The organism is Rhizobium sp. A22-96 (assembly GCF_053521805.1).
In genome coordinates this window covers 180,552-196,147 of the sequence record NZ_JBNWDQ010000008.1, presented here as the reverse complement: position 1 = coordinate 196,147, position 15,596 = coordinate 180,552, and the positions used below count along the sequence as shown (strand labels likewise).

Sequence of the window (15,596 nt, the reverse complement as noted above, 5' to 3'; positions counted from 1 at the left end):
TCGGGAAGACTTTTCGTTTTCGAAATCATTTCCCCGGCCACTGATACTCGGCAATCGAAGCTTTGCCGGTTTTCTTGTCGTATAGGCACAGGAGGTTCACGATCTGGGCGCGCCCCTTGGCCTTTCCGAGTGACCCACGCAGCAGGATCGCGACCTTGCCGGTTGCGTCATCGAAGACGATCGGGGCGGAAACTTCAGGCGTGTTCATGCGTGACATGCCGATACACGTCCCATTCACCTTCGCGAAAAGCGCATTCCAGGCATCATCGCTCGAAGCGAAAGATTGTGCAGTCGTGGCCAACAGGACCAGCGCGGTGGTCGCCAATTTTACGAACATTTCCTTGCCTTTCACTTTCAGAATCGAATCGCGGGATACGCAGCCATTGTGCCTGGCGCAAAGCGAGGGCAAAATAAGGGCGCGCAATGCCAAGTGGAATATACAGCGTAGCGATATCAAGCTAGGTGTTTAAAATTGAGCTGCCGCGCTTGCCGAAAATTGGTTGCCCGACGCTCGAACTTTCTCAAGGTGAGGTAGGTCTGACCGAACCGATCGATTCTCGAAATTGACGAGGCGTTGTCCCCGTTCGTTCCTTGAAGATTTCGTAGAAGCGGCTGCTAGAGCCGAAGCCGCAGTCAAAGCCGATCTGCAGCACCGGATCGTTGGTATCCGTCAGCCGCTGCATCGCCCTCGCGATCCGATAGCGCGTGAGATAATCATTTACCGATATGCCGAGAACACTTCGGAACGCCTTATTGGCGGTGCTTGCGTGTATACCCGCAAGCCCTGCGAGATCCGTTACGCTTATCGGGTTTGCATATTGAGAATTGATCAGATTGGTAAGCGTCTCCACATAACGAACCGTCTGCCCGCCCGACGAGACCGGCGAGATGGATATGGTGGAATCGCCGCTTTCTGAATTGTCCAGGATAAGGCGCCGCATTCGCAGCCTCACTTCCTCCACGATCAGCCTCTGCCTGACGGCATTGCCCGTGCGCCATTCCTTTTCCCACAGCGGGATCATGACTGTGTCTGGCATCTCGCGATTTCTTTCGCGCAGAAACCGGCCCTGCATGATCGCTTGCCGGGCCTCCCCATCGATTGGCAAGGCAAGGAAATCGACGAGGGGAAGATAAGCGCACACCAGCGGCGCATTCGCTGATACCGCGATGGTTTGATGCGGAATGGCGGCCCAGAACAGGACCAACCGCCCGGCCTCAACCTGTTCCTGCCTCCCATTGAAGAGATAGGTCATCTCGCCCTCCAGGAGCAGATTGACCTCGACATGATCGTGCCAATGCGCCGCCGCCATCGTGTCCGCCGTGTGGCGTTCGATCAGGAACTGGCCTCTGGATCCGATCCATTCCCCGCGCTCGTGATTGCTTCTCATTGTCGTCTAGACTCGGATTCCGGAATTAATAGGCCAATAGCAGGAAGAAATTCTGGTTTGGAAGGCGCATTAGCATTGGATGACCTGATGGGAGATTGCAATGCCGAGGATTTGTCTGGTGGGTGCGGGCAGCACCGTTTTTGCGCAGAATATTCTGGGCGACGTCCTGTCGTCGCAGGGCGGCGGTGATTACGTCATCAGCCTGTTCGATATCGATCCGGAGCGCCTGAAGACGTCGGAGATCGTCGCCCGGCGGATTTGCGCGTCGCTTCAGCTTGCAAATGTCAGGGTCGAAGCAACGCTTGACCGGCGCGAGGCGCTGCGCGGCTCCGACTTCGTGATCCTGATGATGCAGGTCGGCGGCTACAAGCCGGCAACGGTAACCGACTTCGACGTGCCGAAGAGATATGGCCTGCGGCAGACGATCGCCGACACGCTTGGAATCGGCGGTATTTTCCGCGGGCTGCGAACCATCCCGGTACTGGAGGCGATCTGCCGCGACATGCAGGAGGTCTGCCCGCAGGCGCTCCTCATGCAATACGTCAACCCGATGGCGATCAATTGCTGGGCCATCAAGGAACTGGCCCCGGAGATCCGGACGGTCGGTCTCTGCCACAGCGTGCAGCACACGGCCGCCCACCTCGCTCAATGCCTCGGCGAGCCTATTGCCGACGTGAACTATGTTTCGGCCGGCATCAACCACGTCGCCTTTTTCCTGAAATATGAGAAGGTGCATGGCGACGGGCGGCGGGAGGACCTTTATCCGCGCCTCAAGGCGCTGGCCGCCGAAGGACGCATTCCGCCGGATGATCGGGTGCGGTTCGATGTGCTTAAAAGACTTGGCCATTTTGTGACCGAATCCAGCGAGCATTTTTCCGAATACACCTCCTGGTACATCAAGGAGGGGCGCGGAGATCTTGTCGACCAGTTCAACATCCCTTTGGACGAATACATCCGCCGCTGCGAAGTGCAGATCGAGGAATGGCACGCTCTGCGGAAGGAGCTGGAAGGCGACAAGCCGATCGAGGTCTGCCGCAGCAACGAATATGCCGCCGGCATCATCCATGCTGCAGTCACCGGCAACCCGGCTTTGATCTATGGCAATGTGCCGAACAATGGGCTGATCGAGAATCTGCCGGACGAATGCATCGTCGAAGTGCCTTGCCATGTCGATCGAAACGGCATTCAGCCGATCCGGATCGGACGCATCCCCTCGCAGCTCGCCGCCGTCATGAACTTGAGCGTTTCCGTGCAGCAACTGACCGTCGAGGCGGCCTTGACGAAAAAGCGAGACCGCATCTACCAGGCGGCACTCCTTGATCCACACACGTCTGCGGAACTATCTCCGGACCAGATCTGGAAGCTCGTGGACGATCTGATCGAGGCGCATGGCGACCTCCTGCCCAGCTATCATTGACGCGGGGCCGCCTGGAGAACGGGCGGCAAGGCAATGCATAATCAAGTGCGATCCTGTCACAGAGCGCGCCGTCGATTTGACGGCGCGTTTTTGTTTTAACGCATCGCCAATAGATCATAAAAAATCAGAAATCTGATTGACAATGATCTTTTTGGATGAAAATGTGATTGAAAATAAGGCTAAGACCGTTGGAGTTCTTCGTTGAGCCAGGCAGTTGGAGTAAAGGTCGATCGTCTCGATGCCATTCGCAGCCATCTTTATGCGAACGGCTTTTCGACCATCCAGGCGCTCGCCGATGCGATCGGGGCTTCGCTTGCCACAGTTCGAAGAGACCTGCAGATTCTGGAGCAGGAAGGCGCGATCGACCGGGTTCACGGCGGCGCGCGGATTGCCGAGGGATCATCGGTCGAAGTTGCGTTTCAGGAGCGGGAGAAGCGCCATCTGTCGGCCAAGCGGGCGATCGCTACCGCGGCCTATGAGCTGCTGCATCCGCGCACGGCCATCTTTCTCGATGCGGGAACAACCGTCCTGCAGCTCGCGCGCCTCATTCGCATCAACCCCATGCCGCTCCGGATCTTCACCAACGGCCTGACGGTTGCGCAGGAATTCCTGAATATTCCAAACCTCGAAGTCGTGCTGCTCGGCGGCCAGCTGCGCAGCGAGAATGCATCATTCGTCGGGCCGCTGGCAGAGGCGATGCTCGAGACGGTCTGGTTCGATCAGCTTTTCCTCGGCGCAAGCGCAATCAGCAACGACGGCGCGATCTACAGCGTGGATAGCGCGGAGGCGAGCCTCAACCAGCACATGCTGGCGCGATCGGCCAATCGTTTCGTTCTGGCCGATTCTTCAAAATTCGGGACCATGGCGACCTACAAGGTCGCGCCATTGAATGCTGCAAAGGTCATCACCGACTCCGGATTGACGCGCCACTGGCGCGACGAACTGGTCAACTTCGGCGTCGATACGACAATCGCCGATGCGGGGGCAAAGGAGTGAGCGACGAGCTGATCCTTGGCATCGATGGTGGTGGAAGCAAGGTGCTGGTTGCCCTTGCAGACCGAGCCGGCCGGATCTTGCGGACATCCCGCGGCAGCGGCGTCAACCCCATGGACAATCCGAACTGGCTGCAAGAGCTGGAGCGGCATCTGCAGCCCTTTCGCGATGAACCACGACTAGCGGCTGTTGCCGCTGCCCTGCCTGCCTATGGCGAAGTCGAGCGCCTATCGGCGCTTCAACGCGATGCTATCGAACGGGCATTTCCACATATCCGCCGTCAGGTGCTCAACGATGTTGACGCGGCGCATCTCGGTGCATTTGCCGGCCAACCGGGCATTCTCATTCTATCCGGCACGGGTTCGATGTCATGGGCACGCAATGCCGCCGGCACCTCTGCTCGCACGGGCGGATGGGGTGATGTGATCGGGGACGAAGGCAGCAGCCACTGGATCGGGGGCAAGGCGCTCAACCTCGTCAGTCAGAGCCTGGACGGACGTGCTCCCGCGACCGCGCTGGCTAAGGCCTTGTTCTCCCGGCTTCATCTCGATGCGGCGGATCCGATGAACGGGCTTGGCGATTGGGTCAGCGGGCTTGCCAATCCACGAGCGGAGATTGCGGCATTGGCAGTGCTGGTCGATGAGGTTGCCCAAGGTGGCGACGAGGGCGCTCTGGAGCTGCTTGAACAGGCAGCAGAAGAGCTCGCGAAGCATCATCTGGCTATTGCCGCACATTGCGATCCGGGTGCTGAATGGACCTATGCCGGCGGCACCTTTTCGAGCCGCATCCTCCTGAGCGCGCTTGAGCGCCGCATTGGCAGGCCGCCGGCGCAACCGAAACTCCCCCCTATTGGTGGCGCGCTCCTGGCCGCCGCCCAACTTCTCGACTGGCCCCCGGAAGAGGGCTGGTGCGGGCAAATCGCGGCCACGGCCAAAGGCGGTGACCGCGCATCCAAGTGAATTGAGCTCAAGAACAATCAAGGATGGGAACATGCATAAATTCATCTTGCCTCTACTCGCTTCAGCGGCCTTGGCGATCGCCATGCCCGCTCTCGCTCAGAACGCCAAGCCGCTCGCCGGCCAATCGATCACCGTACTGATGCCGTCGCCGCAAGGCGCAAATATCGCAGCCGATTTTGAAGCCGAAACCGGCATTCACGTCGACCTGCAGACGCTATCCTGGGACGATATCCGCCCCAAACTGATCACCGCCCTCGTAGCCGGAACCGCACCGGCCGACGTCACCGAGTTCGATTGGTCGTGGACCGGCCAGTTCAGCGCGGCCGGCTGGTATCTGCCGCTAAACGATGTAATCGATGCAGACACCGTCAAGGATATCGGCGTTTCGAATATCTTCACGGTTGACGGCAAGCTGCTCGGCGTTCCCTACAGTAACGATTTCCGCGTCATGCTGGTCAACAAGAAGCATTTTGCGGATGCAGGCATCACCGAGATGCCGAAGACGCTGGATGCGCTGGTCGCCGCCGCCAAGAAGATCAAGGAAAAGGGCATTACCCAATATCCGATCGGCCTGCCGGTTTCGGCCACGGAAGGTGCGTCGACGAGCTGGTACCTACTGACCAAGGCCTTCGGCGGTGAGCTCTTCGACAAGGACTTCAATCCGCTTTTCACCTCACCGGATTCAGCGGGTTACAAGGCGCTCGCTTTCGAGCTGATGCTGCTCAAGGAAGGCCTCGTCGATCCGGCCTCGACCGGCCTGAAGGACAGCCAGATCAATGAGAGCATGCTTGCGCAGGGCATCGCCAGCATCATGATCTCGGGCGAGCCGGGGCGCCTCAGCCAGATGAACGATCCCAAGCAGTCGAAGGTCGCCGGCCAGGTCGAAGCCATCCTCGTGCCGACGGCGAGCGGCCAAACACGCAGCTTCGGCCTGCCGGAAGCCCTTGCCATTCCAAATGTTTCCCCCAACAAGGAGGCGGCGATCGCCTTCGTGAAGTGGTTCACAAGCAAGGATTTCCAGAAAAAGAACGCCGCCAACGGCTTCTTGCCGACACGCACCTCGGCGCTATCCGAACTGAACCAGGCCGGAAAGCTGATCAGCGGCGATGCCCTCGTCGCGCAGTCCAAGACGGTCGAACCGCTGTTCCCGCAGGGCACTCCGCCTTGGTATCCGCAATTCTCCAGCGGCGTGAACACGGCGATCAATAGCGCCGCCAAGGGCCAGATGACCGTCGACCAGGCGATGCAGGCTATCGCTGATGCTGCCAAGCAGGCAATGTCGCAATGACAGCCGTTACGTCAGAAGGTGTTACGAGCAAGCGTGGGGTCGGCGTCAGCGCCGACACCACACTGGGCCTGCTGCTGGTGTCGCCCATCGTCATCACCATGGCCGCCCTGGTCTTCTATCCAATGGGTCGAACTCTTTGGGACAGCTTGCACAGGGTCAATCCCATGCAGGCGGGCACTCCATTTGTCGGCCTGGAAAACTACGGCCGGATGCTGACCGACGGCCAGCTTGCGACGACATGGGTCAACACGCTCGTCTACGTCGTTCTGGCCGTGGCCGCTGAGACCATCTTCGGCGTCCTTGCGGCTGCGCTCATCAACCAGATCAAGGTCGGGCGGCAATGGGTGCTTGCGGCAGTAATCCTGCCCTGGGCTCTTCCCGGCGTCGTCAATTCGGTGATCTGGCTCTGGATCTATCAGCCAGGCGCCGGGCTTTTGAACGGCATTCTCTCGGCACTCGGGCTGCCCTTCGAAAACCACGTCTGGTTCAACGATCGAACCAGCGCGATCATAGCCGTCACCGTTGTTCATGTTTGGCGGATGATGCCGTTGACGATCGTCATCGTTCTGGCGGCGATGCAGAGCATTCCGGCGCATCTCTATGAGGCCGCCCGCATCGACGGAGCCACGCGCTTTCAGATGTTCGGATTGGTCACCCTTCCGCTCGTTCGAAGCGCCATCGCAGTCGCCATGACGAATGCGACCGTGAATGCCTTCAATCTCTTCGACGAAGCCTGGGTCCTTGCAGGTGCAAGCCTGGAGACGCGGCCCGTGCTGGTGCAGATCTACCTCGAGACCTTCCAGAACCTGCGTTTTTCCTATGGCATGGCGCTCTCGGTGGTCATCACGCTCGTGTCTCTGCTGATCTCGCTCGTCTATGTCCTTCGCGTTTATCGCAACACACGGTTCGACTGATGAAGACCACCATTCCATACAGAATCATGGTTTGGACCGGCGTTGCCGTCCTGTTGATCTGGTCCCTGGGGCCGATCTACTGGACCATCGCAAGCTCGGTCACACCCACCGACGATTTCTCTACGCGGCCGATCAACTTCTTCCCGAAGCACTTCACGCTGGATCATTATTCCCGACTGCTTGGCATCGACATCGCCCGGATTGGCGGCGTGGAAGTGTTCAAGCAATTTCAGGCAGCCCTGATCAACAGCGTGGTTACCTCGGTAGCGGCGACGCTGCTTTGCGTCGCGGTCTCCGCGCTCGGTGCCTATGCATTTACGCGGCTTCAATTTCCTGGCCGGAAGACACTCTTCGTCGCCGTCGTGGCGACGCTGGCGATCCCGGCCTATGCCGTATTGATCCCGCTCTACCAGATCATGATCAAGCTGCATCTGGTCGATACCTATGTCGGCGTCGCGCTGATCTATGTTTCGGCCTATCTGCCGCTGTCGCTGTGGCTGCTTAGAAGCGTCTTCGAAGCCCTTCCAATCGCTCTGGAGGAGGCTGCGCAGCTCGATGGCGCGGGCAAGCTCTACATCTTCTTCAATATCGTGCTGCCACTCGCCGGACCCGGGCTGACGGCAGCCGCGATCCTGACCTTCCTGGGTGCCTGGGGACAATATCTCGTTCCGCTCATCTTCTCGCCGCAGGCGACGAAACCCCTGACGGTTCTGATCCCTGAATTCGTCACCAAGAATTTCATCGACTATGGCCTGATCACGGCAAGCGGCTCGATCGCAATCGTCATTCCCGCCTTGGTCGTCATTTTCCTCAACCGATACCTCGTCAGCGGTCTGCTGGCTGGTTCGGTCAAATAATCGGAGACCCCATGAACACGACCGAAAAGGTTATTTTCGAGCAATATCCCTATTGGGAAAAGGCCATTGGCTCGAATTCAGCCATCGATAGCGCCGAATTGCTCGTCTTTGTCGGCTGCGGCACATCTTTCAATCTTGCGCTCTCGCTGGCCGCCTATGCGAACATGGCCGGATACAAGGCAATCGCAGTGCCTGGCGCAGAATGGCAGAACCGGCCGTCGGCCTTCTGGCCCAAATGGCGAAAGACCCATGTGGTCGCGCTCTCGCGCAGCGGCGAAACGACCGAGACTGTCGCCGCGGCCAAGGCAAGCCGCGCCGCCGGAGCCTTCGTAACGGCCATAACGGTTGAACCGGAAAGCTCGCTCGCGAAAAACTGCGATCGGATGATCGCCGCCGCGACTCACCCGGAAGAAGGCATCGTCATGACGGTGTCGGCGAGCCTTATGGTGCTTCTCGGCTTGCAGATGATCGGGCAGGAAATCCCGCTATCGGCTGTCAGCTCCGCCCGCCAGCTTGCCGACGACCTCGATGCTGCACTTCCCCAAATTATCGCCGGCCGCTCGCATTTCGTATTTCTGGGTGGTGGCCCGCTGTTCGGCATTGCCTTGGAAGGCGCGCTCAAGCTCATGGAAATGAGCCAGGTGATGACGCAGGCCTTCCACCCGCTCGAATATCGCCACGGGCCCATCAGCCTGGTCGACGGAAAGACTGCCGCAGTGGTGCTCTACACCTCGGATCAGAAAGAGGCCGAGATCAAACTGGTGGACGAGTTGCGGGAAAAGGGCGCGGTTGTCATCGGAATTGGTGGCCCGGGAGATCTGGAACTCGCCACGGATGTCGATCTTTCGCTTGCCGGTCTCGTCGTCCTCCCGGCGTTGCAGATCCTTGGCGAACGCGTTGCCCAGGCCCATCAGATCGATACCGTTTCCCCGCGCCACCTGACCAAGGTTGTGAAACTCGCATGACGTCGATCGAAGAGAACCGTCAGATCGCGCTTCGAAAGCTCTTCAGAGCAAGAAATCTGCCCCTGCCGCGCGGCATCACCTCCGTCTGCTCGGCTCACCCGCTCGTCATCGAGGCGGCGCTTCGCCGTGCAGCTGCAGAGGGCCGGGCGGTGCTCATCGAAGCCACCTGCAATCAGGTCAACCAGGAGGGTGGCTATACCGGGATGAGGCCGGCGGACTTTCGTCGGTTCATCGAAAGGATCGCCGCAGAGGTCGGCTATCCCGCCGAGCGCATCATTCTCGGGGGCGATCATCTCGGCCCCAATCCATGGAGAAAGCTGCCTGCCGAAGAAGCGATGACGCGGGCAGAGGCCATGGTCGCAGCCTATGTCGAGGCGGGTTTCGAGAAGCTCCATCTCGACACCTCGATGGGCTGCGCCGGCGAGCCTGTTGCGCTTGCTGACGAGTTGACCGCGGCCCGGGCCGCGCGCCTCGCCAAAGTCGCAGAAGACGCGGCGAAGCGTTCCGATTTCCGCCCGCCAGTTTACGTCATCGGAACCGAAGTGCCGCCGCCCGGTGGAGCGACGCGTGCACTCGAAGAGATCGAGATCACACGGGCTGACGCAGCTTTGAAAACGCTGGCGGTTCATCGTTCTTCTTTCGCCGCGGCAGGCGTCGCAGCGGCAATGGAGCGCGTCATCGGCATCGTGGTCCAGCCGGGTGTGGAGTTCGGCAACGCGAATGTCGCACTCTACAGAGCTGAGCGAGCCCGGAACCTCATTTCTGCCCTGGACGACATGCCTGGGCTGCTTTTCGAGGCGCATTCCACAGACTACCAGCCAGAGGAAGCCCTGTCCGCTCTTGTCGACGGTGGCTTTGCCATTCTGAAGGTGGGACCCGGTCTGACCTTTGCCCTGCGGGAAGCGCTCTACGGTCTCGATGCAATCGCGGATGTGATAGCCGGAAAGCCACAGCACACCGGTCTGGCCGCGACCATGGAAGCAATCATGCTCGATCAACCCACACATTGGGCCGGCCATTACACCGGTAGCGCCCAAGAACAGCGGTTGCAGAGGCATTTCAGCTACAGCGACCGCATTCGCTATTATTGGCCAGACGCGCGCGCATCCGCTGCCGTCGATGCAGTGTTCGATCGGCTGCGCGGGGATATCCCTGAGACCCTGATCAGCCAATATCTGGCCAGGCTCTATCCCGATGTCGTGTCGAAGCGGATCGTCCCACGGGCGAGAGAACTCTGCCTTGCTGCGATCGACGCGGCGCTGGCGCCTTATTCCGCTGCCACGGCAGCCCGATAACAAAAGTACGGCCATCTTCAGCGATCGGCCGCAGACCGAACCTTAAGAATTCCAGCCGGAGAGAGTTATGGCGTCAGTAAACGTGGCGAATGCCCGCAAGAGCTACGGTCACTTCGAAGTTCTGCACGGGGTTAATATCGATATCCAGGACGGCGAATTCGTCATCCTTGTCGGTCCTTCCGGCTGCGGAAAATCGACCCTTTTGCGCATGATCGCCGGGCTCGAGGAGATTTCCGACGGCAGGATCTCGATCGGCAGCAAGGTCGTGAACAATGTCGCGCCGAAGGAGCGCGATATCGCCATGGTCTTTCAGTCCTACGCGCTTTACCCGCATTTGACCGTCGAAGCGAATATGGGATTTTCGCTGCGGCTGGCGAAAGCACCGAAAGAGCAGACCAGACAGCGAGTGCTGGAGGCCGCCCAAATTCTCGGGCTTGAACACCTGCTCGACAGATATCCGAGAAACCTCTCCGGCGGCCAGCGTCAGCGCGTGGCCATGGGCCGGGCAATCGTGCGGCAGCCGCAGGTCTTCCTGTTTGACGAGCCATTGTCGAACCTGGATGCGAAGCTGCGCGTTCAGATGCGCTCCGAGATCAAGCAGTTGCACCAGCGGCTGAAGACAACAATCGTCTATGTCACGCATGACCAGATCGAAGCCATGACCATGGCCGACCGGATCGTGGTGATGCGCGACGGATATGTGGAGCAGATCGGCTCACCCCTGGATCTCTACGACCACCCGGCAAATCTCTTCGTCGCCGGTTTCATCGGCTCGCCGGGAATGAACCTCATTCGCGGGAAAGTCAGCACTGCCGGCGCACCCACCTTCATTGCAGACGGGGGAGGGCAGCTGCCCTTGCCCGATGGGGCAGCGCTGGAGCCGGGAGCGGAAATCATTTACGGGATCAGACCGGAACATCTGACGATCGGGCACGGCCCTGTTACGGCCGAAGTCGTGCTCATCGAACCCACTGGCGCTGAAACCCAGGTAACCGCCAAGCTCGGCTCGGACCATCTCATTGCGACGGTGAGGGAGCGGCTGGATCTGCGCGCCGGCGATAGGATCGTCGTCGCTCCGGACCTCGGCAAGGTGCATCTGTTTGATGCGAAAACGGAAAAGCGGCTGATGTCGGCCTAGGATCCGATCAGTTTCGACAGACAATTGGATCGCTATCCCGCGAAATTCATTATCTTGTGGAGAGTCGCCAACTCGTGCCGTAATGCGCACACGTTCCTCAGTAGGATCTCTATGCTCCCGCGAATCGCTACGGTCTCCGCCCATAGTGGCACGCGATCGTGAGCGACGTTGAAATTGATCCATTGGAGTCCTTCATGGCCGACATCCGCGCACCGCTTTCCGGGGTGATACCGAAGATTTCCGTCGTAGGTGTCGGCGGCGGCGGCGGCAACGCGATCAACAATATGATTGCCGAGGAGCTCCAGGGCGTCGAATTCATCGCCGCCAACACGGACGCGCAGGCGCTCGCGACATCGAAAGCAGCCAAGCGCATTCAGCTGGGTGCACAGGTAACGGAAGGTCTCGGCGCGGGCTCCTTGCCGGATATCGGCCGCGCTGCCGCCGAAGAATCCATCGATGAGATCATGGATCACCTTCACGGCACGCATATGTGCTTCATTACGGCCGGCATGGGTGGCGGCACCGGCACCGGCGCTGCCCCTGTTATCGCTCAGGTCGCGCGCCAGGCAGGCATCCTCACGGTCGGCGTCGTTACCAAGCCCTTTACCTTCGAAGGTAACCGGCGCATGCGCACGGCCGATGCCGGTATCGAGCGGCTTCGCGAATGTGCCGACACCGTCATCGTCATCCCCAATCAGAACCTGTTTCGCATTGCGGATGCCGCGACCACCTTCGCGAATGCCTTCGTGACCGCGGACCGGGTGCTCTATGCCGGTGTCAGCTGCATTACCGATCTGATCATCAAGGAAGGCCTCATCAATCTCGATTTCGCCGACGTCAAATCCGTCATGCGCGGTATGGGCCGGGCCATGATGGGAACGGGCGAGGCGAGCGGCCCGGGCCGTGCATTGAAGGCCGCAGACGCCGCCGTTGCCAATCCTCTGCTGGATGACATGAGCATGAAGGGCGCGCGTGGCGTGCTGATCTCCATCTCTGGCGGCACGGACATGACGCTGTTCGAGGTCGACGAAGCCGCCAGCCGCATCCGCGATGAAGTCCTTGACGATGCCGATATTGTTGTCGGAGCGATTTTTGACCGGAACCTTGACGGAGTGTTCAGGGTATCGGTCGTTGCGACGGGTCTCGATGGTTTCGCGGCGGCCGGCAACCAGTTCGGAAGCGTCGGACTGGATCAGCGCTAAAGAGCGGCGCTGAACGGCGCCCAACTCCAGGCAGGTATTAGGATGGGCCGCTCGCCTAGGCGGCTCCCATAAGCATGGCCTTGTGATCCCCTTGGACGATGTCGTCCTGGAGCCTTGACGCCAGGCGCTTCAGGTCCCGCTTTGGCGGCTCGCCAAACATGCGCGCATATTCACGGCTGAACTGGGATGGGCTTTCATAGCCGACCTGGAATGCGGCAGCTTCGACGTTGACCGCGCGGGAAACCATCAAGCGGCGCGCCTCCAGAAGCCGAAGCTGCTTTTGGTATTGCAATGGCGAGACGGATGTCAGTGCCTTGAACTGGCGATGGAAGGCGGAGACGCTGATCTGGGCGATTTCCGCCAGCTCGTCGATACGAACGGGTTCCGCAAAACGTTCGCGCAGCCAGCGCATGGCCTCCAGCACCCTCTGCGAAGGACTGTTCGTCAAAGCCATGCGGATGATATCGCCGCCGTGAGGTCCGGTCAGGAGCCAGTAGCAGATCTCGCGCATGATCCCCGGGTAAAGCGTCGGGATTGCCTTTGGCGTATCAAGCAAACGAACCAGGCGAAGCGCGCAATCGGCGAGCGGGCCTTGAAAGTCGGTGACGAATACGCCGCGTCCAGTATCTCCGCTTGCCTTAGGGGGCTCATCCAGGCTTTCGGCGACGCTTCGCATGATAACAAGGTCAAGCTCGAACGCCAGAACGAGACATGGTTTATCCGGACTGGCCTCGGTGACCCGTCCGATCGACGGGGCCTCCACCCCGACGACCAGGGCTTCGCCTGCCTTATACTCCAGCTTGTTCTCGCCGAAGCTCGCCCATTTGGCGCCCTGAGCCACGATGCACATGGCCGGCTGCGATACCCGGTGGACGGGTGGCTTCGGATGGTCGGAGCGAAGAATGGCCATGCTGTCGATCGGCGTGAAGTAGGGACTCATGCTTTTCTGACGATCCGTATAATCCAGCATCGCCGCCGCCAATTCTTCGAGCATGTTTTTTCATCCTCATCGCGCCAAGCTCGCACCATAGATCCATCAGCAGGAATAGGCAAGAAACAGGATGGTTTCGGCATTCAACTGAGGCTCCGCTCCTGCCTATAATCGACCATTGGCCGGATATAGGAGCCCATCATGACATCTGAGAATTCAACAGGATCAACCCAAAAGATCGCCATCATCACCGGCGGCAGCCGCGGGATCGGTCGCAGTACGGTGCTGAACCTCGCAAAACGCGGCGCCCGTTCGATATTCACCTACAAGTCAAATCAGGCAGAAGCCGATAGGGTCGTAGCACTTGCCGCCGAAGCGGGTGCGACGGCCATCGCCCTGCAGCTCGATGCCGGCAACGCCGCTGAATTCGCGGGCTTCGTCGAGAGCGTCCGGAGCGCTCTCGCGAAAATGGAAGCCGACCGCTTCGACTATCTCGTCAACAATGCCGGCACCTCCTCTGCCGCAACGCTGGCAAACGGCACCGAGGCCGAGATCGACGCGCAGTTCAACGTCCACTTCAAAGGGGTCTTCCTGCTCACCCAGGCATTGCTGCCGCTCATCAATGACGGCGGCAGGATCGTCAACATCTCATCCGGGCTTGCCCGATTTGCCATGAATGGACGCGCCATTTACGGGCCGATGAAAGCCGCCGTGGAGGCTCTCACCCGTTACATGGCGCTCGAATTGGGTCCTCGCCGGATCACCGTCAATGTCGTCGCGCCGGGGGCTATCGCCACCGACTTCAGCGGCGGCATCGTCCGGGATAATCCGCAGGTCAACCAGATGGTCGCCGATCATACGGCGCTCGGGCGCGTCGGTCTGCCCGACGATGTCGGCCAGGTTATCGCCGGGCTGCTGTCCGAAGAGTTCGGCTGGGTCAACGCGCAGCGCATCGAAGTGGCTGGCGGCGTTCATATCTGACACCTTGAAAAGAGAACATCATGACTTTTCCCAACGACAGGGCCCACATTGTTACCGGGCCGACTTCGGGCATCGGTCGACATACCGCGCTTGAACTTGCCAAGCATGGAGTGGTCGTCCTTGTCGGCCGCAACCCCACAAAGCTGTCCGAGGTAAGAAAGCTCATCGAACAGCGAGGACAACAGGCCGCGTCCGTCGTCTGCGACCTATCGGAACCTGCCAGCGTCAAACGCGCGGTTCAGGAGATTATCGCCCTCAACCTTCCGATTCAGGGCCTGCTGAACAATGCAGGTATCATGCAGCTAAAGGCGACGAGGAATAGGCTCGGGTGGGACACGACTTTCGCCACCAACCATCTTGGCCCATTTGCACTAACAGAAGCGCTTCTCCCGTATCTGCCCGACGGCTCGAACGTCGTCTTCATCGCGTCCGGCGTGGAAGATCCCGAGCGAAAGCCCGCCAGGGCGGCGGGTTTTCGGGGTGGGCGCTACATTTCCGTTGAGGCGAGCGCGCGGGGAGAGTGGAAACCGGATGGATCGAAGATGCTCGGCGCTGACGCCTACGCCACCTCGAAACAATGCAATCTGGCAACCGCCTATACGCTGGCACGCGAGAACCCGCACCTTTACGTCAACGCCCTTGAGCCTGGTTTCAGCCCGGGCAGCGATCTTGGGCGCGATGCCAACCTCTTCCTGCGTCTTCTGATGAAATACGTCCTCTCGCCTCTCGCGCCGCACATCAAATACTGGAGCACTCCGAAGCTGGCAGCCCGCGAGGCCGTAAAGGTACTCTTGAACGCGGGAAAAGTGACCGGCGTCTACTTCGACGAGGTCGGCAAGCCGATGCTGGGATCGGTGCAAGTGCGGGACATCGCGTTTCAGGATCGCGTCGTTGCGGAAACCCGTGATTTCCTAGAGAGCATTCCGGCTTAGAGGTGACGGCCGCAAGGGTCATCTCATGGCCGATTCCGGGCATTTATTGGCTGAACCTTGGGAGCCGATCTTTTGCTGCAGATGATAGAAACGTATCCCGCTCCCCACTGATCTTCCTGCGCGTAAAGCTGGAATCGGAGATGCATGTCAACCGGCAGCTTGACCAGTTCGGCGGAGCGAGACATCGAAGGGGAGAAAGCGCACACCAGAACCCCTCTGGTGATATAGTGCCATTGAAGCGGACGGCAGCACTGGTCAAGTCACCGGCGCACGCGCGAGCGTAAACATGTCGTGTGAGCTTTAATCTACATTTGGAAAGCGCGCCGTAGCCAACTG

At 59.7% G+C, this 15,596-nt stretch carries 15 protein-coding genes; 12 read left to right on the top strand and 3 right to left on the bottom strand.

Features of this window, described 5'->3' with window-relative positions:
* Positions 1-25: 25 nt before the first annotated feature.
* A complete protein-coding gene (locus tag ACQZ6F_RS30470; protein ID WP_449094941.1) occupies positions 26-337 on the bottom strand; it encodes a hypothetical protein in 312 nt (103 codons plus the stop codon).
* Between the two features lie 184 nt (positions 338-521).
* Positions 522-1,388 (bottom strand): helix-turn-helix domain-containing protein, encoded by an 867-nt coding sequence (locus ACQZ6F_RS30465; protein ID WP_449094940.1) that lies wholly within the window; start codon positions 1,386-1,388, stop codon positions 522-524.
* Between the two features lie 100 nt (positions 1,389-1,488).
* Here ACQZ6F_RS30465 and melA point away from each other — a divergent pair, with 100 nt between their 5' ends.
* The 10 genes from melA to ftsZ all read left to right on the top strand — a co-directional run bounded on the left by melA (position 1,489) and on the right by ftsZ (position 12,416).
* Positions 1,489-2,805, top strand: coding sequence for an alpha-galactosidase (gene melA / locus ACQZ6F_RS30460; protein ID WP_449094939.1), 1,317 nt, complete (start codon positions 1,489-1,491; stop codon positions 2,803-2,805).
* Positions 2,806-3,006: 201 nt separating this feature from the next.
* Positions 3,007-3,801 carry a DeoR/GlpR family DNA-binding transcription regulator gene (locus ACQZ6F_RS30455; protein ID WP_449094938.1) on the top strand — a complete coding sequence of 265 codons (795 nt, stop codon included), beginning with the start codon at positions 3,007-3,009 and terminating at the stop codon, positions 3,799-3,801.
* Positions 3,798-4,757, top strand: coding sequence for an N-acetylglucosamine kinase (locus tag ACQZ6F_RS30450; RefSeq protein WP_449094937.1), 960 nt, complete (start codon positions 3,798-3,800; stop codon positions 4,755-4,757). The genes ACQZ6F_RS30455 and ACQZ6F_RS30450 overlap by 4 nt, the downstream gene beginning before the upstream one ends.
* 31 nt (positions 4,758-4,788) lie before the next feature.
* Positions 4,789-6,045, top strand: a complete 1,257-nt coding sequence (locus tag ACQZ6F_RS30445) for an ABC transporter substrate-binding protein (protein WP_449094936.1) — start codon at positions 4,789-4,791, stop codon at positions 6,043-6,045.
* Complete coding sequence (locus ACQZ6F_RS30440) at positions 6,042-6,959, top strand: carbohydrate ABC transporter permease (RefSeq protein WP_449094935.1); 918 nt, start codon at positions 6,042-6,044, stop codon at positions 6,957-6,959. Before ACQZ6F_RS30445 ends, ACQZ6F_RS30440 begins: the two co-directional genes overlap by 4 nt.
* 23 nt (positions 6,960-6,982) lie before the next feature.
* Entirely contained in the window at positions 6,983-7,816 is an 834-nt protein-coding gene (locus ACQZ6F_RS30435) for a carbohydrate ABC transporter permease (protein ID WP_449095064.1), read from the top strand.
* Positions 7,817-7,827: 11 nt separating this feature from the next.
* Positions 7,828-8,781 carry an SIS domain-containing protein gene (locus ACQZ6F_RS30430; RefSeq protein WP_449094934.1) on the top strand — a complete coding sequence of 318 codons (954 nt, stop codon included), beginning with the start codon at positions 7,828-7,830 and terminating at the stop codon, positions 8,779-8,781.
* Positions 8,778-10,076 carry a D-tagatose-bisphosphate aldolase, class II, non-catalytic subunit gene (locus tag ACQZ6F_RS30425; RefSeq protein WP_449094933.1) on the top strand — a complete coding sequence of 433 codons (1,299 nt, stop codon included), beginning with the start codon at positions 8,778-8,780 and terminating at the stop codon, positions 10,074-10,076. Before ACQZ6F_RS30430 ends, ACQZ6F_RS30425 begins: the two co-directional genes overlap by 4 nt.
* 67 nt (positions 10,077-10,143) lie before the next feature.
* Positions 10,144-11,214 (top strand): ABC transporter ATP-binding protein, encoded by a 1,071-nt coding sequence (locus tag ACQZ6F_RS30420; protein ID WP_449094932.1) that lies wholly within the window; start codon positions 10,144-10,146, stop codon positions 11,212-11,214.
* A 194-nt stretch (positions 11,215-11,408) separates the two neighbouring features.
* Positions 11,409-12,416 carry a cell division protein FtsZ gene (gene ftsZ / locus ACQZ6F_RS30415; RefSeq protein WP_449094931.1) on the top strand — a complete coding sequence of 336 codons (1,008 nt, stop codon included), beginning with the start codon at positions 11,409-11,411 and terminating at the stop codon, positions 12,414-12,416.
* Between the two features lie 55 nt (positions 12,417-12,471).
* On the opposite strand, the gene ACQZ6F_RS30410 is transcribed toward ftsZ, so the two are convergent.
* Positions 12,472-13,410 (bottom strand): AraC family transcriptional regulator N-terminal domain-containing protein, encoded by a 939-nt coding sequence (locus ACQZ6F_RS30410; protein WP_449094930.1) that lies wholly within the window; start codon positions 13,408-13,410, stop codon positions 12,472-12,474.
* 138 nt (positions 13,411-13,548) lie between these two features.
* Between ACQZ6F_RS30410 and ACQZ6F_RS30405 the strand changes: the two genes are divergently transcribed.
* Both ACQZ6F_RS30405 and ACQZ6F_RS30400 read left to right on the top strand, forming a co-directional pair.
* Positions 13,549-14,328 carry an SDR family NAD(P)-dependent oxidoreductase gene (locus tag ACQZ6F_RS30405; RefSeq protein WP_449094929.1) on the top strand — a complete coding sequence of 260 codons (780 nt, stop codon included), beginning with the start codon at positions 13,549-13,551 and terminating at the stop codon, positions 14,326-14,328.
* A 20-nt stretch (positions 14,329-14,348) separates the two neighbouring features.
* Positions 14,349-15,260, top strand: coding sequence for an SDR family NAD(P)-dependent oxidoreductase (locus ACQZ6F_RS30400; RefSeq protein ID WP_449094928.1), 912 nt, complete (start codon positions 14,349-14,351; stop codon positions 15,258-15,260).
* Positions 15,261-15,596 lie beyond the last annotated feature (336 nt).